At 62.6% G+C, this 19,411-nt stretch carries 20 protein-coding genes; 11 read left to right on the forward strand and 9 right to left on the reverse strand.

Annotated features, from left to right (window positions below; genetic code table 11):
• Positions 1–38: 38 nt before the first annotated feature.
• From JN279_RS28190 to JN279_RS28210, 5 genes are all read left to right on the forward strand, one after another.
• The gene (locus tag JN279_RS28190; RefSeq protein WP_202350799.1) at positions 39–1,625 is read left to right on the forward strand and encodes an amidohydrolase; all 1,587 of its coding nucleotides are present in this window, start codon (positions 39–41) and stop codon (positions 1,623–1,625) included.
• 40 nt (positions 1,626–1,665) lie between these two features.
• Complete coding sequence (locus tag JN279_RS28195; protein ID WP_202350800.1) at positions 1,666–2,598, forward strand: dimethylarginine dimethylaminohydrolase family protein; 933 nt, start codon at positions 1,666–1,668, stop codon at positions 2,596–2,598.
• A 221-nt stretch (positions 2,599–2,819) separates the two neighbouring features.
• Positions 2,820–4,973 carry a transglycosylase domain-containing protein gene (locus JN279_RS28200; RefSeq protein ID WP_202350801.1) on the forward strand — a complete coding sequence of 718 codons (2,154 nt, stop codon included), beginning with the start codon at positions 2,820–2,822 and terminating at the stop codon, positions 4,971–4,973.
• Positions 4,974–5,245: 272 nt separating this feature from the next.
• Positions 5,246–5,830 carry a DUF1214 domain-containing protein gene (locus JN279_RS28205; RefSeq protein WP_202350802.1) on the forward strand — a complete coding sequence of 195 codons (585 nt, stop codon included), beginning with the start codon at positions 5,246–5,248 and terminating at the stop codon, positions 5,828–5,830.
• Positions 5,823–6,392, forward strand: a complete 570-nt coding sequence (locus JN279_RS28210) for a DUF1254 domain-containing protein (protein WP_027034350.1) — start codon at positions 5,823–5,825, stop codon at positions 6,390–6,392. The genes JN279_RS28205 and JN279_RS28210 overlap by 8 nt, the downstream gene beginning before the upstream one ends.
• A 61-nt stretch (positions 6,393–6,453) precedes the next feature.
• Here the strand turns inward: JN279_RS28210 and JN279_RS28215 are convergent, their stop codons facing one another.
• Complete coding sequence (locus tag JN279_RS28215) at positions 6,454–6,639, reverse strand: hypothetical protein (RefSeq protein ID WP_096456218.1); 186 nt, start codon at positions 6,637–6,639, stop codon at positions 6,454–6,456.
• A 209-nt stretch (positions 6,640–6,848) separates the two neighbouring features.
• Here JN279_RS28215 and JN279_RS28220 point away from each other — a divergent pair, with 209 nt between their 5' ends.
• A complete protein-coding gene (locus tag JN279_RS28220; protein WP_202350803.1) occupies positions 6,849–7,883 on the forward strand; it encodes a hypothetical protein in 1,035 nt (344 codons plus the stop codon).
• On the opposite strand, the gene JN279_RS28225 is transcribed toward JN279_RS28220, so the two are convergent.
• The 3 genes from JN279_RS28225 to JN279_RS28235 all read right to left on the reverse strand — a co-directional run bounded on the left by JN279_RS28225 (position 7,861) and on the right by JN279_RS28235 (position 10,928).
• Entirely contained in the window at positions 7,861–8,208 is a 348-nt protein-coding gene (locus tag JN279_RS28225) for a DUF1491 family protein (RefSeq protein ID WP_032929456.1), read from the reverse strand. The genes JN279_RS28220 and JN279_RS28225 overlap by 23 nt on opposite strands.
• Before the next feature lie 196 nt (positions 8,209–8,404).
• On the reverse strand, positions 8,405–9,205 hold the full coding sequence (locus JN279_RS28230) for a peptidoglycan-binding domain-containing protein (protein ID WP_095204287.1): 801 nt from the start codon (positions 9,203–9,205) through the stop codon (positions 8,405–8,407).
• Positions 9,180–10,928 (reverse strand): sensor histidine kinase, encoded by a 1,749-nt coding sequence (locus tag JN279_RS28235; protein ID WP_202353809.1) that lies wholly within the window; start codon positions 10,926–10,928, stop codon positions 9,180–9,182. Before JN279_RS28235 ends, JN279_RS28230 begins: the two co-directional genes overlap by 26 nt.
• 533 nt (positions 10,929–11,461) lie before the next feature.
• On the opposite strand from JN279_RS28235, the gene JN279_RS28240 reads away from it, so the two are divergent.
• Both JN279_RS28240 and JN279_RS28245 read left to right on the forward strand, forming a co-directional pair.
• Positions 11,462–11,812: a DUF5330 domain-containing protein gene (locus JN279_RS28240; protein ID WP_202350804.1), complete on the forward strand. Its 351-nt coding sequence runs from the start codon at positions 11,462–11,464 to the stop codon at positions 11,810–11,812.
• Between the two features lie 119 nt (positions 11,813–11,931).
• Entirely contained in the window at positions 11,932–12,360 is a 429-nt protein-coding gene (locus JN279_RS28245) for a SufE family protein (protein WP_095204285.1), read from the forward strand.
• 90 nt (positions 12,361–12,450) lie between these two features.
• Here JN279_RS28245 and JN279_RS28250 read toward each other — a convergent pair whose 3' ends face one another.
• Together JN279_RS28250 and JN279_RS28255 are read right to left on the reverse strand one after the other, a co-directional pair.
• Positions 12,451–12,876 (reverse strand): MucR family transcriptional regulator, encoded by a 426-nt coding sequence (locus tag JN279_RS28250; protein ID WP_010915014.1) that lies wholly within the window; start codon positions 12,874–12,876, stop codon positions 12,451–12,453.
• A 443-nt stretch (positions 12,877–13,319) separates the two neighbouring features.
• On the reverse strand, positions 13,320–13,688 hold the full coding sequence (locus tag JN279_RS28255) for an SH3 domain-containing protein (protein WP_202353810.1): 369 nt from the start codon (positions 13,686–13,688) through the stop codon (positions 13,320–13,322).
• A gap of 116 nt (positions 13,689–13,804) precedes the next feature.
• On the opposite strand from JN279_RS28255, the gene JN279_RS28260 reads away from it, so the two are divergent.
• From JN279_RS28260 to JN279_RS28270, 3 genes are all read left to right on the forward strand, one after another.
• Positions 13,805–15,928, forward strand: a complete 2,124-nt coding sequence (locus JN279_RS28260) for a S9 family peptidase (protein WP_202350805.1) — start codon at positions 13,805–13,807, stop codon at positions 15,926–15,928.
• Entirely contained in the window at positions 15,925–16,551 is a 627-nt protein-coding gene (locus tag JN279_RS28265; RefSeq protein ID WP_202350806.1) for a LysE family translocator, read from the forward strand. The genes JN279_RS28260 and JN279_RS28265 overlap by 4 nt, the downstream gene beginning before the upstream one ends.
• A gap of 151 nt (positions 16,552–16,702) precedes the next feature.
• Positions 16,703–17,092, forward strand: a complete 390-nt coding sequence (locus JN279_RS28270; RefSeq protein WP_096456202.1) for an SET domain-containing protein — start codon at positions 16,703–16,705, stop codon at positions 17,090–17,092.
• Between the two features lie 7 nt (positions 17,093–17,099).
• Here JN279_RS28270 and JN279_RS28275 read toward each other — a convergent pair whose 3' ends face one another.
• The 3 genes from JN279_RS28275 to JN279_RS28285 all read right to left on the reverse strand — a co-directional run bounded on the left by JN279_RS28275 (position 17,100) and on the right by JN279_RS28285 (position 19,257).
• On the reverse strand, positions 17,100–18,047 hold the full coding sequence (locus JN279_RS28275; RefSeq protein WP_096456200.1) for a cytochrome c: 948 nt from the start codon (positions 18,045–18,047) through the stop codon (positions 17,100–17,102).
• Positions 18,048–18,056: 9 nt separating this feature from the next.
• Positions 18,057–18,494: a c-type cytochrome gene (locus tag JN279_RS28280; RefSeq protein ID WP_096456199.1), complete on the reverse strand. Its 438-nt coding sequence runs from the start codon at positions 18,492–18,494 to the stop codon at positions 18,057–18,059.
• A 163-nt stretch (positions 18,495–18,657) separates the two neighbouring features.
• Positions 18,658–19,257: a superoxide dismutase gene (locus tag JN279_RS28285; RefSeq protein WP_013532667.1), complete on the reverse strand. Its 600-nt coding sequence runs from the start codon at positions 19,255–19,257 to the stop codon at positions 18,658–18,660.
• Between the last annotated feature and the right edge of the window lie 154 nt (positions 19,258–19,411).

The raw sequence follows: 19,411 nt of genomic DNA on the forward strand, positions 1-19,411 counted from the left end.
CACTTTTTGGCGAGCCGCTTCACTGCTTTCTTTGACGCATGGACAAACCGGTGACGACATCGGCGCAAGAGACGGCCCTTGCCTGCCTCGACGGCATCCAGCCGCTGCTGTCGGCGTGGACGCGCACCATTTTCGATTTCGGCGAGACCGCCTGGCGCGAATACCAGTCTGCCGCCTGGTATGTGGAGCGACTTAAGCGGGAAGGTTTTGCCGTCGAGGAAGGTTCCGGCGGCATGCCGACCGCATTCTGCGCCCATTGGACGAATGGCGCCGGACCGACCATCGGCATGTATGCCGAATATGACGCGGTGCCGGGCAACTGCCAGGATGCGGTGACGGTGAAGCAGCCCCGGCCCGGCCTTGGCGTCGAGGCCGGCGGTCACACCGACCCGCATTCGGGGTTGGGCATGGCAAGCCTTGGCGGCCTGCTCGCCACCAAGGCAGCGATGCAGCGCCACGGCATCCCAGGCACGCTGCGCTTTACCGGCGAACCGGCCGAAAAGGTGCGCGGCTCGAAGCCGATCCATGCGGCAAAAGGCTATTATGACGGCCTTGCCGGCATGATCTCCTTCCATCCCTTCTACATGCTGCCGCTTTGCAACACGGCGCGCTGGGACACGCATTGCGGTGCCGCCTACGCCATGATCTACCGCTTCATCTGCGACGAACCCGAAAACTGGGTTCGCGCAGGCGATGGCGCGCCGATCCCGCAGGCGCATTCGGCGGTCCGCGCGCCTGGTGCCAACGACGCGCTGATGACGATGTACATGGCCTCCAAGGCGCTGCGCGATTCCATGCTGCCGCATCAGGGCGGCTGGTCGATCAGCGAGGCGATCCTGACGGCGGGCCAGGCGACCGCCGACAATCTGCCGGCGGGGCTGGCCGAGATCCAGTACATGATCCGCGTGCCGACCATCGGCATGGCCGAGCAGGTGACAGCCGTACTCGACCGCAATGCGGCGGCTGCCGCCGCGATCAGCGGCTGCCGATACGAACGTCACTGGGTGTCGAAGTCGCGGCCGGGGCTGGCCAATCACGCCATGGCCGAGATCGCCTATGAGGCGCTGTCGACGGTCGGGCCGCCACGCTGGGACGAGGCCGCCAGGGCGATCGGTCGCGAAATCCAGGTCAACGCCGGCGGTACCGCAACCGAAAACCCGTTCATCGATGAGCTGGAGCGGCTGATCGCACCAAAGGAAGCGGAAGCGATCCTGCGCCGCGACCTGCCGCCCTCACAGGTGAATTCAACTTCCGACGACTACACCGACATGAGCTGGCACGCGCCGACGGCACGCTTCTATGTCGCGCGCCCGGCGCTACGCTCGGCAGGCGGTCACACCTATCCCTCCTGGGTGATGAATGCGCTGGGCGGCATTTCGGCCACCATCGATCCGATGGTCACCTGCGCAGCCAAGACCGTCGCGCTGGCGGCGCTGCGCCTGCTCGAGGACAGAACCGCCCGTGATACGGCGATGGACGAGTTCGTCTCTCGCACCGGCGGCGGCGTTGGCGGTTCGAACTGGATCGCGCCGCTCTGCGACTACGAGCCGCCGATCCATTTCCGCTGGCCGGAATATGTCACCACCGCGCGCGGCCGCGACTGGTGGATCCCAAGCCATGCATGACCCGACCAACCCTTGAGAACAAGCCCATGAGGAGAACCGCATGACCGTTCATGATCGCATCGTCGCCGAGCCGTTTTCGCTGCAGCGCCGCAATCCGGCCGGCGGCACCAAGCCGCTCACATCATGGGGTTTCGCCAACGAAACCGATGTGTTGACCGACGTGCTGCTCGGATCGCCGAACTTCCTACGGCATTTGTCGACCAGTTCGCTGTCGCGGAAACATCTGCGCGAGGCGCCCTGCAATGTCCAGATCGCGCAGGCGCAGCACAAGGACCTGGTCGCCGCCTACGAGCATTTCGGCGTCAACATCCACTGGCACGAGCCGACGCCGGAACTGCCGATGCAGGTCTATTCCCGCGATTCCAGCGTCATGACGCCTTATGGCGCCTTCATCACCGCCATGGCCAACTGGTGGCGGCGCGGCGAGAATTACGCGGCGATCCGCACCTATGAAAAGCTTGGCATCCCGATCTACGACATGGTCACGGCCGGCACCTTCGAGGGCGGCGACTTCAACGTCATCGAGGAGGGCGTGGTGCTGATCGGCTGCGGCGGCGCCCGCACGCAGGAAGAAGGCGCCCGCCAGGTCCAGTCCTGGTTCGAGAAAGAGGGCTGGGAAACGCGGCTCGCCTTTATCGACGAATATTATGTCCATATCGACCTGATGGTGGTGCCGATCGCCGAGAAACTCACAGCCGTCTGCCTCGCCTGCACCGAACCCGGCATCGTCGACTGGCTGAAGGGCAAGGGCCACGAGATCATCGACGTGCCCTTCCAGGACACGATGGCACTCGGCTGCAACTTCATGTCGCTCGGCAGGGACCGGGTGATCGCGCCGACCTCGAGCCAAACGCTGATCGGTCAGCTCAAGGCGCGCGGCTTCGAGGTCGCGGCCGTCGACATGAGCGAGATCTCCAAGACCGGCGGCGGCATCCACTGCATGGCGCAGGCGCTGAAGCGCGAAGCGGCCTGAACTGCCCAGACCCTTCCTATCAGTCCGCCCGCCTGCTGTGATCAGGCGGGCGGACGATCGGATAGGACCGTTCCCTGCCCTCTTGTCGACAAACCTTGCAGCTGTGTCCTTGTCGCCCTTGTGGGCGCCCATAAAATGGATGAATAGTCGGGACAGGGCGCTGCCCTGAAATTGCCGGCTTGCGGTTTTCAGGTCACGCCACAGCCGAGCCGGGTTTTTGAATGGTCAGCCCTGAACCGCGCAAGAGAAGAGGTCCGATCGCGTCGCGCCTTCTGGCGCTGGACGCGTGGCTCGATTCCTCGCTCTACGAGATCGGGTTCAAGGCGCGGCAGTTCTGGGAAGCGGCGACAATCTTCTCGCGGCGCTTCCGTCTCAAGGGCTGGCGGCGCGGCATCATCGAGATTTTGAGCGAAGGTTTCACGCTGGGCGCCGGCGGCATCGTGGTGATGCTGGCGCTGGCCATTCCGGCTTTCCAGGATACGGCCGGCGACTGGCGTGCCCAGGGCGATTTCGCCGTCACCTTCCTCGATCGCTACGGCAACGAGATCGGCCAGCGCGGTATCATTCAGCGCGATTCCGTGCCGGTCGACGAGATGCCCGACCATGTCATCAAGGCGGTGCTGGCCACCGAAGATCGGCGTTTCTTCGACCACTACGGCATCGACGTGCTCGGCCTTTCGCGCGCCATCTTCGAGAATGTGCGGGCGAATTCCGTCGTTCAGGGCGGTTCCAGCATCACCCAGCAATTGGCCAAGAACCTGTTCCTGACCAATGAGCGCACGTTCGAGCGCAAGATCAAGGAAGCCTTCCTGTCGCTGTGGCTCGAAGCCAATCTGTCGAAGAAGGAGATCCTGCAGCTCTATCTCGACCGCGCCTATATGGGCGGCGGCACGTTCGGCATCGAGGCGGCGGCGGATTTCTATTTCGGCAAGAGCGTCAAGGACCTCAACCTTGCCGAGGCGGCGATGCTGGCCGGCCTGTTCAAGGCGCCGACCAAATATGCCCCGCACATCAACCTGCCGGCGGCGCGTGCGCGCGCCAATGTGGTGCTGTCCAACCTGGTCGATTCCGGCTTCATGACCGAGGGCCAGGTGCTGCAGGCCAGGCTGCATCCGGCCGACGTCGTCGACCGCGGCGAACAGAAGAGCCCCGACTATTTCCTCGACTGGGCCTTCGACGAGGTCAAGAAGATCGCCAAACCGGGGCAGCATTCGCTGGTTGCCCACACCACCTTCGACGCCAACATCCAGAAGGCGGCCGAGGAGTCCGTCGAGTTCCACCTGCGCCAGTTCGGCAAGGAGTACAACGTCACCGAAGGTGCCGTGGTAGTTATCGAGACCAACGGCGCGGTGCGGGCGATCGTCGGCGGCCGCGACTACGGCGCTAGCCAGTTCAACCGCGCCACCAAAGCGCTCCGCCAGACCGGCTCTTCGTTCAAACCCTATGTCTACGCCACGGCGATGGAACACGGTTTTACGCCGAACTCGATCATATCAGGCGGGCCAATCAGCTGGGGCAACTGGTCACCGCACAATTACAGCGGCGAGTCGGCCGGCAACATTACGCTGATCATGGCGATGGCCAAGTCGATCAACACCGTACCTGTGCGGCTGGCCAAGGACCATCTCGGCATCGCGCCGATCAAGGCGATGGCCGAGGCGATGGGCGTGGAATCGCCGCTCGAAGCGCACAAGACGATGGTGCTCGGCACCTCGGGCATGACCGTGATGGACCAGGCGACGGGCTACAGCGTGTTCGCCCAGAACGGCTTCGTCGGCTCCCGGCACGGCATCACCCAGCTCGTCACCCGCACCGGCGACGTGGTGTATGACTGGACCAAGGATGCGCCGCCGCCGCACCGGGTGCTCTCCGAGCAGGCGCTGAAATCCATGAACACCATGCTGGCGGCCGTGCCGGTGATGGGCACGGCCCGGCGCGCGCAGATTCCCAACATCGTCGTCGCCGGCAAGACCGGTACGACGCAATCCTATCGCGACGCCTGGTTCGTTGGCTTCACCGGCAACTACACGGCGGCCGTATGGCTGGGCAATGACGACTTCACCCCGACCAAGAACATGACCGGCGGCTCGCTGCCGGCGATGGTGTGGCAGCGCCTGATGGTCTACGCGCACCAGAACATCGACCTGAAGCCGATCCCCGGCATCGACAAACCCTTCGTCGACGAGGACACCGCAGCCAAGGCCGCGGAAGCGCAGAAGAAGAGCGAGGAACAGGCTGCGGCCGACGCTGCCGCCGAACGGCCAGCGGTGCTGTCCAGCCGAACCACGCAGACGCTGAGGGACATGACGCAATTGTTCCAGTCGGCACCCAAACTTAACGCCCCCACCCCGCCCGAAACGCTTTCGGCGTTGTGACTTTAGCGCCTCTTCCTTCTCCCCCCTGTGGGAGAAGGTGGATCGGCGCGAAGCGCCGAGACGGTTGAGGGGTGCGTGACGGATCGCTGTCGGTGCCAAGCTGGAGCACCCCTCATCCGACCTCGCTTCGCGAGGCCACCTTCTCCCACAAGGGGAGAAGGGAAGACCGCTCCTAACCACAGCTCTTACATCCAAATCGGATGCCTCCGCTTGCCACAAGGCCCCACGCCGCGATATCCCCGAACGGCAATCCTTCGCGCACGCGGCCCTTCATGCTCAAGAATGTCTTCCTGATGCTGCTTTCGCTTGCCATAGCCATTGGCGGCGGCGGCGCCAGCGTCTGGTATGCGCTGAAGATCCAGGACGGCGTCGGCGCGATCAGGATCGGCCAATGGACCGCCTTTCCCGACATCGGCACGCCGGCCGCCGACCCCTACTCCAAGGCGCGCGTGGCGCGAGAGGGGGTGCTTGCGCTCGGCCGCGCCGAGGGCCTGTCCTTCGTCGCGGAAAATGACGCGGCCGGCGACCAGCTCAAGCGGGAATGCAACTACAGGATAGAGGGCGGATTCCCGACCGCCCGCTTCTGGACGCTATACGCCGCCGACCAATCGCTCGGCGTCGTCGAAACCGGCAAGCCGCGGCTTGCAGCACTTCAGTCCTACGAGGTGCTGCGCCAGCCCGACAATTCGGTGATCATTTCGGTCGGCCATCACCCGATGTCCGGCAACTGGCTCCTGACCGACGGTTCCGGGCGGATGTATTTCGTCCTGACCTTCTACGACACGCCGATCGCCAGCAGCACCGGCCTGTCGGACGTGTCGCTGCCGAGGATCGTGAAGGCCGGCTGCGATGCGTAATGTCCTGGCCGCGCTGCGCCGTCTTTTCCATGCTGTCCTGCTCGGCCTGGTCGGCGCCGGCATCGTGCACATCGTAGTGCTGCTCCTGGTGCCGGAATTTTCCGAACGCGATGCCTGGTCGCGGCTGTCCATGGCGTCGGATCTCTACCGGATGAACCGGCTCGATGCCGAGGCGGGCGGCGCGCCGGTGGTGAAATCGGTCGACCCGCTGTTCTATGCCACGGCCTGCCGTTTCGACCTCGAGGAAGGCATGGTCCGCATCAAGGCGCCGGGCAATGTCCCCTTCTGGTCGGTGTCGGTCTATGACCGCAACGGCCACAACATCTATTCCTTCAACGACCATACCGCGACCGGCGGCAAGCTTGATGCGGTCGTGCTAACGCCGGCGCAGATGATCGACGTGCGCAAGGACTTGCCCGAGGATCTGCAAGGAGCGATCTTCGTCGAAGCGCCGATCGACGAGGGCATCTTCGTCATCCGCAGCTTCGTGCCGGACGACAGCTGGAAGCCGATCGTGTCGCGCTTTCTCGATCAGAGTTCCTGCGAGCTGCAGGATTTCTAGGTCGGTTCATCAGGGCCTAGAGCCAACGGCCTGACGGATCAGGTCGCGGCTTCAGCAAGGCTCAGTGGTGCGGCACCGGTGTCCGTGGCGATCCCGGCTTGTCGGGCCCGACAGGCCGCGTCTCGCCGGTGCTGGACCGCTCATAGCGGATGCCGGGAAAGATGATCACCGCCGCCGGTATTTCGGTGGTTTGCTTGGCTCGATTGGTCGGTGCCGCACGCGGCACGAAAGACAGTACCATGCCCATGATTCGCGCATTCCTCTCGGTTTCCCCGGAGCACAACGCAACGCCTCCAATATCATTAAGGCAGGCAGAGGGTTAACGGAGCGCTAACGGATCGTCGCTAACTTGATCTTTGTCTTGGGGTCAGGACGTTCTGACCGGGGCAATCGCGAAACCGACATAGTCCCGGTTGAGCGCGATCAAGGCTGTGTGTCGAGTATCGGGTATCCTTCGTGTCATCTTCGGACTTCAGGCAAATCGCGATACGGACGGAATCGGGCAAGGCCGAAAGGCTGTTCCGCGCCGCGGTGTCGGCGTTCTGCTCGCTGACCCGCCCGTCGCGCCGCGAGATCGGCCAGCTAGAAGACCTGACGCTGCCGCTGTTCGACGATGTGTCCGTCGAATCGCGGCGCTACGTGGCCGCCGCCCTTTCCGAATGCGAACATGCCCCCGCGGCACTCGTGCGGCGCCTCTGCGAAGAACCGGTCGACATTGCCGCGCCGCTGCTGATCCGCTCGCGCGCGGTCAGCGATATCGACCTGATCGCATTGATTGGCCGGCATGGGCTGCCGCATGCGCGCGCCATAGCGCGCCGCAAGGACCTGAACCCGACTATCGCCGATCTGATCAGGGTGCTCGAACGGCCGACACTGGTGCGGGTGCGCGATCCGGAGGTTCAAGCCCCCGCGGCACCAACCGTCGCAGTCGCAGAAGTGGAAGCGGCCAAAGACAGTGCGACAGGGCAACAGTCCGCCGGCATTGCCGCCGAGAATGCGCGGCGCAGGCTACGCTCCATGATGCGCACCGGCGACGAAGCATCGGCGGCGAAGGTCGATGCGTTCCCTGGCGCGGATACCTACGTCAAACTGCGCGAGACGGCGCTGACGGGAAACGCCGCCTTCTTCCAGACCGCGCTTGCGGACGCCCTCGACATTGATTTCTCGACCGCGCGATCGCTGATCGCCAACCAGAATTATGCCTCACTGCTTGCAGCACTGCGCTCGCTCGACTTCAGCGAGGACCGGGCCTTCCTGATCACGGTCGCCATCTATCCCGGCCTGTTCCCGCATCCGCAGGCCATCCGCACTTATCTCGACCGCTACCGCCTGCTGCATCGCGATGTGGCGCTGGACCGGGTTCGGAGCTGGAAGGCCGAGACCTTGTCCTGGATGGTTCGTGACGCTTCGCCCGCAAACGGCGACAGCCGCAAGGCCTCGAACAGCGACGAAGCCACGGCTTCCGGCCTCAGGGCGTCTTCACGGAAATAAGCTCCTCGACGGGAACGGTGCCAGCCTCGATCTCGACCACCCAGATGTCGGGATCGAACTTCTTTTCCCTCTCGAGACGGGCATCGAGCACGGCCGGATCATCGCCGGCGGCGAGAAGGCTGAAGAAACGGTCGTCGGGCTTGGCTGAATCGTAACTTGTCTGCGGCGCCGGCCCATAGAGGGCGACGTCGCCAAGCCTGCCCCGCGTCAGCACGAAAACAGCACCGGCCTCGGTCGCGCCACGGTTGACCACGGCGGCAAAGCCGCCGGCGCCGAAAACCCGGCGCACCAGGGCCGAGACCCACAGATCCGATGTGACGCGCATGAAAGAACTCCGCAAAGCGTGCGGGCTATCTAAAGCAGATGGCCGTTTCAAGGAAACGGCCATCTGCTCTAACTCTTTGTTTTGACGCAATTCCCAAGGGAAAGCGCTACGCGCTTTTCCCGGGAAAACCGTTCACACTTTTCCTGGAATTGCTTGCCGATATTTCCGCCACTCCGCGAGCCGTCGTTTTCAGGCCTCAGTTGGTCAGGCCGATCTCGCGCATCTTGACGTAGACGATCTCGTCGGGCTCGCCGGTCTGCGGCAGGCCGAACAGCGATTGGAATTCCTTGATCGCCGCCTTGGTGCGCGCGCCGACGACACCATCCAACTGCATGTCGTCATTGCCGAAGGCCTTGAGACCGGCCTGGATCTTGACGATGCGGGGGTCGGGTCCCTGGGTCGGAGCGGCATCCGTCTGCCCGGAATTTGTCTGCCCAGAATTTGTCTGCAAGGACACCGGAACGGCGGCCGGCGGCACGTCGGGACGCGGCTGCGGCTTTGGCACCGAAGCTGTCTTCGGCGTTGCACCAAGCTGATCCAGCAGCAGCGCATCGATTTCGCCGGAAGCGTTGAGCCCGACCTTCTGCTGATAGGCCTGGATGGCCTTGCGCGTGTTGGGGCCGGAAATGCCGTCGACCGTGCCGGGATAGAAGTCGAGGTCCTTCAATATGCCTTGCACCTGCTCGACCACCGGATCGCCCTTCATCGGGGCGGGCGCCGCATTGGGCCGCACGATGTTGATCGTGGTCTCCGGTTCGTCAGAGGCAGTGTGCGGAAATCCCTGGAAGTGGCGGGTGGCGAAGAACGCCCCGGCATGCGGGAAAGGCTGATACCACAGCGCATTGGCCGAGACATAGAACAGCGTCACCAGGAATGCCGTCGATCCGCCGACCAGGACGGGATTGCGCGAAATCATCCCGCCGACGGCTATGGCGCCGTCCTGAAAGGCGTTGCTGCGGCGTTTGACCGCCTTAGGCTGTTTTGCGGAGCGAGCCATTTCTGTCCCCTTTCGCCCTCGTCACCGGCATCGTCAGCACCCCTGCCTGGTTCGCCGGGCGCCCCTTCGGCCCGTTGACCGGCAGGCTGATGGTCACCGTGGTGCCCTCGCCCGGCATGCTTTCGATCGACATGGTGCCTTCGTGCAGCGCCACCAGCCCCTTCACCAGTGACAGGCCAAGGCCGGTCCCCTCGAAACGGCGCGTATAGTCGTTGTGGATCTGCGTGAATGGCTTGCCGAGATTGGCGAAGTCCTCCTCGGCAATGCCGATGCCGGTATCCCTGACCCAGAAATGCAGGCGCGAGCCGATCCGCTTGGCGCCGACGACGACATCGCCGCCGTCGGGCGTGAACTTGATGGCATTGGAGACCAGATTGATCAGGATCTGCTGCACGGCGCGGCGATCGGCATTGATGTCACCGGCGTCAGGAGCGATCTGCGTCTGCAGATCGATGTTCTTGGCCTGCGCCTGCAGCCGCATCATCGACTGGCACATGTCGACGGCTTCCATGAACCGGAACGGCTCCGGTTCCGCCGTGTAGGCGCCCGACTCGATCCTCGACACGTCGAGTATGGATGTCACGACGGCCAAAAGATGCTGGCCGGAATCCCGCACCAGGGTGACATATTCCTTCTGGCGCGGATCCTTGAAGGCGCCGAACATCTCATGCAGCAGCATGTCCGAGAAGCCGATGATGGCGTTCAACGGCGTGCGCAGTTCATGGCTGACCACCGCCAGGAACCGGCCCTTGGCCACTTCGGCGGCAGCCGCCGTCTCATTGGCCTGCGCGAGGTCCTCACGCAGCCGGGCCGTCTCGTCATTCTCACGCAGGACCAGCGTGAAGACGTCGCTCTGTTCCTCGCCACGCAGCAGCTCGAGCAGGAACGGCCGATAATTGTCGGCCATCGAGCGCGTGTCATTCTGGCCATTGCCGCTCTGCGGCAGCCTGATGCGCAATTCGAGGCGGCGCGAGGCAGCACCGTCGCGCATGTCCGCCAGGGCGCTGAGATAGGAGACACGGTCCGACAGGTGGACGCGGTCGAAGAGGCCGGTTCCGGAAAGCAGTTCCGGCGGCAATTTCAAAAGCGTGCGCGCCTTGGCGGAGGCGTCCAGGACTTCACCATGGCGAGCGATCCGCAGGACCACCGCGTCGATAATGTCTTCCAGCCGGTCGCCGGTATCCAGCGCATCAGCCGCACCGGCGCTATCGCGAAACGCCGACAGGCGCGGGATCAGCGTCAGCGCCCAGGCCAACGGCACCAGCCAATGCCAGGCGGCGATCTGCGCGCCCGCGAAGGGCAGGAAGGCCGCAGCCAGAGGCTGAAGGACAATGGCGACAATGGCCGAGACCGCTCCCCACAGGGCCGCGCGCCGCGAGCCGCCGATCCACCAGGCTTCGAAGGGCAGCGCCACGGCAAGCATGGCGACAGGAGAACTCAACCCGCCGGCGGCGGCGATCAGCCCGCCAAGCGCAACAGCCGCCATCGCCAGGGCGATCGGCGCCGCCGCGGCCATCTTGCCGGTCGCCGCCACCAGCAAGGCGACGAACCAGCACAGACCGAAGGCCGCGAAGATGGCGGCCACGGTCACCGCGGCACCCATGCCTGATGTCACCAGCGTGACCGCGGCACCGGCGGCAAAGAACGGCGCCGCCAGCATGACGCCGATGAAGCGGCGCTGGCGCTCGCGGCCGCTCTGCCCAAGAATCGAGGGATGGACCATACGTTCGCAGCCGGCGGCAATCGCGCCAGGCAATTCAGCGTATCTGGCCTTGATCGGCATCAACTCAACGCACTCGCACTCGTCGTGAACAGCTCTGCTTTTGCAGATTGTTTTGATTGGCTCTGAAACTCTCATCCAGCGTTTAAGGAATGGATAAGGCAGCGCCGACCAAAGCCCGGCCTGTGGCAAATATCGGGATGGCAGGGGCCGAAAACCCGGGCAAATGCCGCCATAGTAAATGGAGGGTTATCTCCTGACGCCTGCCGGGAGCGGACCACGTACGGAGGGAGAACCGCCCAAATTTCAGAAAACCGCAATAGAAACAATCCGATAGATGGTTATCAAAAGGTGTCGAAAATCGTCCCGATATGAAACAAATCCACGGCAAAACGCTTCGTTTCGAATTTGCCTAAAATTTGAGGAAAATTCTCTGCGAACGTGCAAGCCGTCCTTTGTGCCTGTGTGCCAACATCCTGCCCATAAAAGAGGTCATGCCGTGTGATGCATGATCCGGTCACGACGAGAGGCAAGGCATGTTCTTCCTGATAAGAATGGCTTTCTGGTTTTCACTGGTGCTGCTGGCGCTGCCGCTGAGCGTCGGTTCTGACGAGCCGGGCCAGGAAAGCGTCGGGCCGATCCAGGCCCTGTTCGCGGCACGCGACGCGGTGGGCGACATTGCCGGCATCTGCGAACGCAAGCCCGATGTCTGTGAAACCGGCAAGTCGGCGATGCACACCATCACCGCCCGCGCCAAGGAAACCGCCAAGATCGCGGCCGCCATGCTGGACGACAAGTCCGCTGGCCCCGACACCTCGACATTGACGGGCAGCGTGCCGCAAGAGGTTGTCCTGCCCGAGACCGTCAACCTGCCGATAAAGAACTAGGCTGCCGATAAAGAATTAAGCCGTTTCGACGGCGCACCGCGGGTCGTCTGCCCTCTCGACGCCCGCGGTGTCCTTGTTTTTTCCGTGACGCGGCGCCGCTGCGTGACTATATCCGGGTTATGACGACCACGATCCAGACGATCCGCGACGACTTTTCGTTCCTTGACGAATGGGAAGACCGCTACCGCTATGTGATCGAACTGGGCGAGGCTCTGCCGCCGTTTCCAGATGAGGAGCGCAATGCCGCCAACAAGGTGCCGGGTTGCGTAAGCCAGGTCTGGCTGACCACCGAACGGGGACCGGGCAGCGATCCGGTCATCACCTTCACGGGCGATTCGGACGCCCATATCGTGCGCGGACTGGTCGCCATCATGCTGGCGCTGTTTTCCGGAAGGACTGCCAGCGAAATCCAGAAAACCGATGCGGAAGCGACGCTGAAGACACTCGGCCTGGACGAGCACCTGTCGCCGCAGCGCGCCAATGGCCTTCGCTCGATGGTCAAGCGCATCAAGCGCGATGCCGAGATGGCACTCAAGCAGACGGCCTGACGCCCCTCCGGTCGGCCGATAACCCTGTGTCCAAAATCAAACGGCGCCCGAAGGCGCCGTTGATGTCGGTTCGACCTGACAAAGCAGCGATTACCGCGCCTTGCGCTTGCGGCCGAGGCCCATCTTCTTGGCGAGCTGCGAGCGGGCTGCCGCATAGTTCGGAGCAACCATCGGATAGCTCGGGTCGAGATTCCACTTTTCGCGATACTGGTCAGGCGTCAGATCATAGTGGGTCATCAGGTGACGCTTGAGCGACTTGAACTTCTTGCCGTCTTCAAGACAGACAATGTAGTCGTCATGAACCGAACGCTTCGGGTTGACAGCCGGCTTCTGCTTGTCGGCAGGAGGCTGTTCGGCGGTTCCGCCCACACGCCCGAGAGCGGCATGGACATCGGATATGAGGTTCGGCAGTTCGCCGACCGGTACGGGATTGTTGCTGACATAGGCGGCCACCACATCGGCGGTCAGCTCGATCAGCGCATCGTTGTTTCTGGAAGGTGTTTCGACAATATCCATGGTCTTCAGGCCCCAACTAGAGTTACGTCGGTATGCGCCCTTTTTTACAGGCAGGGCATTGCGCGAATTTTGCGCAGGCAGAGCTTTCGCGATTCGCGTCGCGGGCACATCAATGAGCCCACATGTCAAGTAAGTCAATTCTCTCACTGCACTATATTGAAGAAAGTCGATCAACTATTCGCGGATTAGCTTCAACCTTTCGTGCACTATGTAATTTTTCGATATTTCGCTTGCCAGAGCAGGGATCGGTGACGTTACGTCAGCTCGTCGTTACATTCGCGATAGCTCACAAATCGGGTTTCAATGCTTCATTTTGCTTGACCACAGTACCGCCAATCTTGGTTGTTCACACCTGTCCACAAAACCGCAGGTTGCCGCGCACGCAAGCAAGCCGGCGACATGGCCGCCGGCCGCCCGCTGCAGCGCTAATCGTCGGTGGTCAATCAATACGGGGTGATGTACTTGCCGTAGGCCCAGCCGGTGACGAAGGCGCCGTTCTTGGCCGGGTCGTGCCAGACCTCGCACCAGCGATAGCGAACCGTCTGCTGTTGCTTCCATGCCGGTTGGTTGGCGATGTCGAGCAGGTTTATGCCGCCGGTGCATCGTCCGGTCATCTGCAGGACGGTCCCGTTCGGGTATGCGGCCTGTTTCTGCGATGTGCCGGACGGATATTTACGAACATTGAGCGTGTCGCCGAACGGCACATTGGCCACTTGCCAAGCCGCGAATACGGTCGCATGAGACTGGCCAACAAAGACCAGAGTCAGCGAAGCAACGGCGAAAGTCGCGGCAATCCGAGATCGAACAGTCATCATCTTTCCTCCCGGCCCATCTCCCGGAGCCGACATCACCTCTAGGCCGCGGTCCTTGAACCCACCCTGATCGGCGTGTTCATTCACCATTCAAGATATTTCCCAAGCGAGACGCAATGACCAAGACTTCCCGATTTCCGATCGTCAGCCCGCCAACACCGCAGAAGCGGCCGGTCTTCGACACGCATCACGGCATCACGCGAACCGACGAATATGCCTGGCTGCGGGCCGACAACTGGCAGGAGATGTTCAGGGATCCGTCCCTGCTCGATGCGGGCATCCGCGCCGAACTCGAAGCCGAAAATGCCTACCAGTCGAAGCTGATGGCCGACACGGTCGAGCTCCAGAAGCAGCTTTTCAAGGAGATGAAAGGCCGCATCAAGGAAGACGATTCTTCGGTTCCGATGAAGGACGGGCCGTATGCCTATGGGTCTTCCTTCAAGCTCGGCGGCGAGCAGCCGCGCTATTTCCGTCTGCCGCGCGATGGCGGGGCCGAGCAGATCCTGCTCGATGGCGACCTCGAGGCGGAAGGCAAAGCCTATTTCCGGCTCGGCGGCGTCGATCATTCGGCCGATCATCGCAAGCTGATGTGGGCCTTCGACGACAAGGGTTCGGAATTCTATACGCTGCGCGTGCGCGACCTTGCCAACGGCAAGGAACTGGCGGACCAGATTCCCGCCACCGGCGGTTCGGGCGTGTGGGACGCGGGCAATGACGGGTTCTTCTATACGCGTCTCGACCCCAACCACCGGCCGTCGAAGGTGCTGTTCCACGCGCTCGGACAAGACCCTGAAAACGACCGCCTGATCTATGAGGAAACCGATCCCGGCTTCTTCATGAATGTCGATGGCACCCGCAACAACCAATGGATCATGATCGGCATCAACGATCACGAGACCTCGGAATATCGCCTGCTGAGCGCCAGCGATCCGTTTGCCGAACCCAGACTGGTTTCGCCGCGCGAGATCGGCCTGCAATATGAGCTGGAGGAAGGCGGCGACATCTTCTTCATCCTGACCAATGCGGACGGGGCGAAGGACTTCAAGATCATGACGGCGCCGGCAAGCGATCCGGTCCGCGCCAACTGGCAGGAACTGGTGGCGCATGAGCCGGGCCGGCTGATCCTGTCGGTGATCGGCTTCAAGGACCATATGGTCCGGCTCGAGCGCAAGGAGGGTCTGCCGCGCATCGTCGTGCGCGATCGCGCCAATGGCGAAGAGCATCTACTGTCGCTCGATGAGGAGGCTTTCTCGCTCGGCCTGTCGGGTTCCTATGAATACGACACCGAGATCATGCGCTTTTCCTATTCGTCGATGACGACGCCGGCGCAAGTGTTCGACTACAATATGCGCACCCGCGAACGGGTCTTGCTCAAGACCCAGGAAGTGCCATCCGGCCATGATGCGGACCATTACGTCACAAGGCGGCTGATGGCGCCCGCCTCCGATGGCGAGCTGGTGCCGATCTCGCTTCTGCACCATCGCGACACGCCACTCGATGGATCGGCACCTTGCCTGCTCTACGGCTACGGCTCCTACGGCATCACCGTGCCGGCGGCCTTCAACACCAACTGCCTGTCGCTGGTCGACCGCGGCTTCATCTACGCCATCGCCCATGTCCGTGGCGGCAAGGACAAGGGTTACGGCTGGTACGATGACGGCAAGCGGGCGCACAAGATGAACACGTTTACGGATTTCATCGCCTGTGCGCGCCACCTCGTTGCCGAGCGCTATACCGCGCATGACCGCATGGTCGCACAAGGCGGCTCGGCCGGCGGCATGCTGATGGGCGCCATCGCCAACATGGCGCCGGAGTGCTTTGGCGGCATCGTCGCCGAGGTTCCGTTCGTCGACGTTCTCACCACCATGCTCGACGCGACCTTGCCGCTGACGCCGCCGGAATGGCCGGAATGGGGCAATCCGATCGCGTCGGCCGACGATTACCGCACCATCGCCGCCTACTCGCCCTACGACAATGTCGCGGCCCTCGACTATCCGCCGATCCTGGCGCTTGCCGGCCTCACCGATCCACGCGTCACCTATTGGGAACCGGCCAAATGGGTGGCGCGGCTGCGCGACCGCAAGAGCGGCGACAATCCAGTGCTGTTCAAGATCAACATGGACTCCGGCCATGCCGGTGCGTCCGGCCGGTTCTCAAGGCTTGAGGAAATCGCTTATACCTATTCCTTCGCGCTGAAGGTGACGGGCAAGGCGCAGCTTGCCGAGGAGACGCTCAAATGATCGATCTGTCCACGTTGATTGCCTATGTCGCCGTCGTGCTCGGCTTTGTCTTTATCCCGGGTCCGGCCACACTGTTGACGATCGCCCGGGCAACGAGTTCGGGGACGAAGGTCGGGATCGCGACCGGTGCCGGGATCGCGGCCGGCGACATATTTCACACGATCATGGCGATGGTCGGCATCTCGGCGATCATCGCCACGTCGGCGACATTGTTCAGCATCGTAAAATACATCGGCGCGGCCTATCTCGTTTACCTCGGCATCCGCGCGATCATCGAGAGGGCGCCGGCCGATCCAACTGCCGGTGCGCTTGCGATTTCTGCCGGCAAGGCGTTTCGACAGGCTGTCCTTACCGAGGTGCTCAATCCCAAGACCGCGCTTTTCTTCCTCGCCTTCCTGCCTCAGTTCGTGCGGCCCGAAAACGGAACGGTGATGCTTCAATTGGCCGTATTGGGAATTGTCTTCGTGGTGTTCGGTCTTTTCAGCACGGTCGTCTTTGCCGTGAGCGCCGGCCGCCTCGGCGCTTTCCTGCGCCGAAATCCGACCGTGCTGAAATGGCAGGGCAAGGTGGTCGGCGGCATCTACTGTGCCTTGGGTGTGCGTCTGGCGCTGCAGCAACGCTGAGGGCTCCGGACAGCACGTTCACTTTTGGATTTGGCGATCATGACTTTTTGAATTCAGCTCGCTCATTTCCACTCGCAATTGCGATGGTCGCGCGTTACCCAATGCACGACTTTCTCGGGCGATGAAGCCCGCACGCGCACAAGGGTCCATCATGCTGCTCGTCGACGTCTATCTCGACAAATCGCCCATTCAAGGCATCGGTGTCTTTGCCAAGCACCACATCCCCAGGGGCACGCTGATCTGGAAGCTCGACCCCCGCTTCGACCGGATCATCGACGTCGAGACCTATGAGGGCGAGACCGGGCCGGTGAAAAACTACCTCGACCGCTATTCCTACCCAGACCGGCGCGATCCGTCCTACATCGTCTTCGAAGCCGACGACGCCCGCTACATGAACCATGACGACGAGCCGAATTGCGACGTCTCCTCACCCGAGGAAACCTTTGCGCTGCGCGATATCGCGCCCGGCGAGGAACTGACGTGCAACTACAATCATTTCTTCGAGACGGGCTTCGATTTCCTCGGCGACCGGCACCTCTAGTCGATAATCAGCTCGCCGGCTTGCGTGCGGGATAACCGTTCGGGTGCGGCGGTACTGACTTGAGATAGGCGGCGATCGCGGCCCGGTCCTCCGGTGCCAACTCAGCCATATTCCGCTGCACGTCGACCATCGCGCCGCCAACGGAATCGAAATCGGGCGTGAAGCCGGTTTCGAGGTAGTTGGCGATATCGGCTTCCGACCATTTGGCGACGGCGCCGGCGCCCGATGTGATGTTCGGCACAATGCCCGAACCTTCGGCGGCCACGGCACCGGCAAGCCATTCGCTTTTCTTGATGCCGCCGGCGAAGTCGCGCGATGTGTGGCATTCGCCGCAATGGCCCGGCCCTTCGACCAGGTAGCGGCCGGCCATCACGGGCTCAGGCGTGCCAGCGGCCAAGGCAACAACAGGCTGGTCGCTGAGATAGAGCCGTTTCCACAGGCCGATGCCGCGACGGATGTTGAAGGGAAAACCGAGCGAATTGGCCGGCGCCTTGCCGGCGACCGCCGGCAGCGTCTTCAGGAAGGCGTAGAGATCGGCAATGTCCGATGGCTTCATGCGGGCGTAGGACGCGTAGGGAAAGGCCGGATAGAAATGCTCGCCGGACGGTGAAACGCCCTTGAGCATGGCGTTGGCGAGGTCCCCGACCGACCACGCACCGATGCCGTCCTTGGGGTCTTGCGAAATGTTGGGCGGAACAAAGGTGCCGAACGGGGTCTTGAGTTGGAGGCCACCGACCAGTTGAAGCCGGGCATCGCCCTGCGAACCCGGCTTCGCGTGGCAGGAAGTGCAGCCACCGGCATAGAAAATGCGCTTGCCCTTGGTCGCGTCGCCCGGCCCGAGTTGCCCCAGGGCCGCGGCATCCAGCTTGACCGGCGCCGACAGCAGCCAACCACCGGCCGCGCCGACGCCGCCCAGGACGACGGCCGCGCCGACGAGCTTCTTCAGCCATGCCATGTCAGGCAATCAGCCCTTTTTGACCCGGTAGGTCTGGTGACAGGTGCCGCAATCGCCACCGAGGGTGTTGATCTGCCCCTTCAGCGCATCAACGTCGGCAGGAGCAGCAGCGGTCGCGGCCTTGACGTCGGCGAGATATTTGTCCTCGGTAGCCTTGAAGCCTGCCATATCTTCCCAGATCTTCGGACCCGCCGTGGTGTCGCCGGCATCGCTGCCTGCAGGGAACAACGCGTCCACGTCGAGCTTCTCAGCATTCGCCTGCAACGCCTGGAGTTGTGTAAGCACGGCTGCAGCATCAAAGGGATCCTCGCCCTTGGCCACTTTCGCCAAGCCGCCGACGATCTTTCCGCGCTCCTTCATCAGAGCCTGCCGGTCGAGGATCGGGTCGGCGAAGGCCGCCGAACCGGCGAAGGTGAGCATAGAGATGGCGATGACAAGCTTTCTCATTCATTTGGCTCCATGATGAAGGTATTTGGGGACAGGGCGTTAACGGAAGCAGCGGGCTAAATATTCCCTTCCCCCGGGCGATTTTTGCCGTGCCTTCGCAGCCACCGACATCGCTACAGAAAAAGAAAAGCCCCGGGATTGCCGGGGCCTTTCTGACGATCGATCACTTCGCCTTTTCGTAGAGTTCCAGCACATGATCCCAGTTGATCAGGCTGTCGACGAAGGCCTCGAGATATTTCGGGCGGGCGTTGCGGTAATCGATGTAATAGGAGTGCTCCCAGACGTCGACGCCGAGGATCGGCGAAGCGCCATGAACGAGCGGATTTTCACCGTTCGGGGTCTTCGAAATCGCCAGCTTGCCGTCCTTGACGGAAACCCAGGCCCAGCCCGAACCGAACTGCGTGGTGCCCGCGGCGATGAAATCAGCCTTGAACTTGTCGTAGCCGCCGAGATCGCTGTCGACTGCCTTCTGCAGCGCGCCTGGCAGCTTGTTGCCGCCGCCGCCCTTCTTCATCCACTTCCAGAAATGGATGTGGTTGTAGTGCTGCGCGGCATTGTTGAAGAGGCCGGCATTCTTGCCGAACGACTGCTTGACCACCTCTTCGACCGACAGGTCGCCAAGCCCCGCCTCGGCGGCCAACTTGTTGCCGTTGTCGACATACGCCTTGTGGTGCTTGTCGTGGTGATACTCCAGCGTCTCTTTCGACATGTAAGGCTGCAAGGCCTCATAGTCGTAGGGCAGAGCGGGCAATTCAAAAGCCATGGGTAGTACTCCCTCGTGGAAAAATCCGGTGTGGATACCGGATTAAGATAGGTCTGGATTGAGCTGGGGCAACTCCGGAAGTGAAGCGCCGGTACCCTTTCTAAGCGGGTTCCAGAAAACTGTCACACGGTTTTCCCGCGCGAACCGCGCAGCG

Origin of the sequence: Mesorhizobium sp. 113-1-2, from assembly GCF_016756475.1 — a bacterium.
GTDB lineage: Bacteria > Pseudomonadota > Alphaproteobacteria > Rhizobiales > Rhizobiaceae > Mesorhizobium > Mesorhizobium loti_C.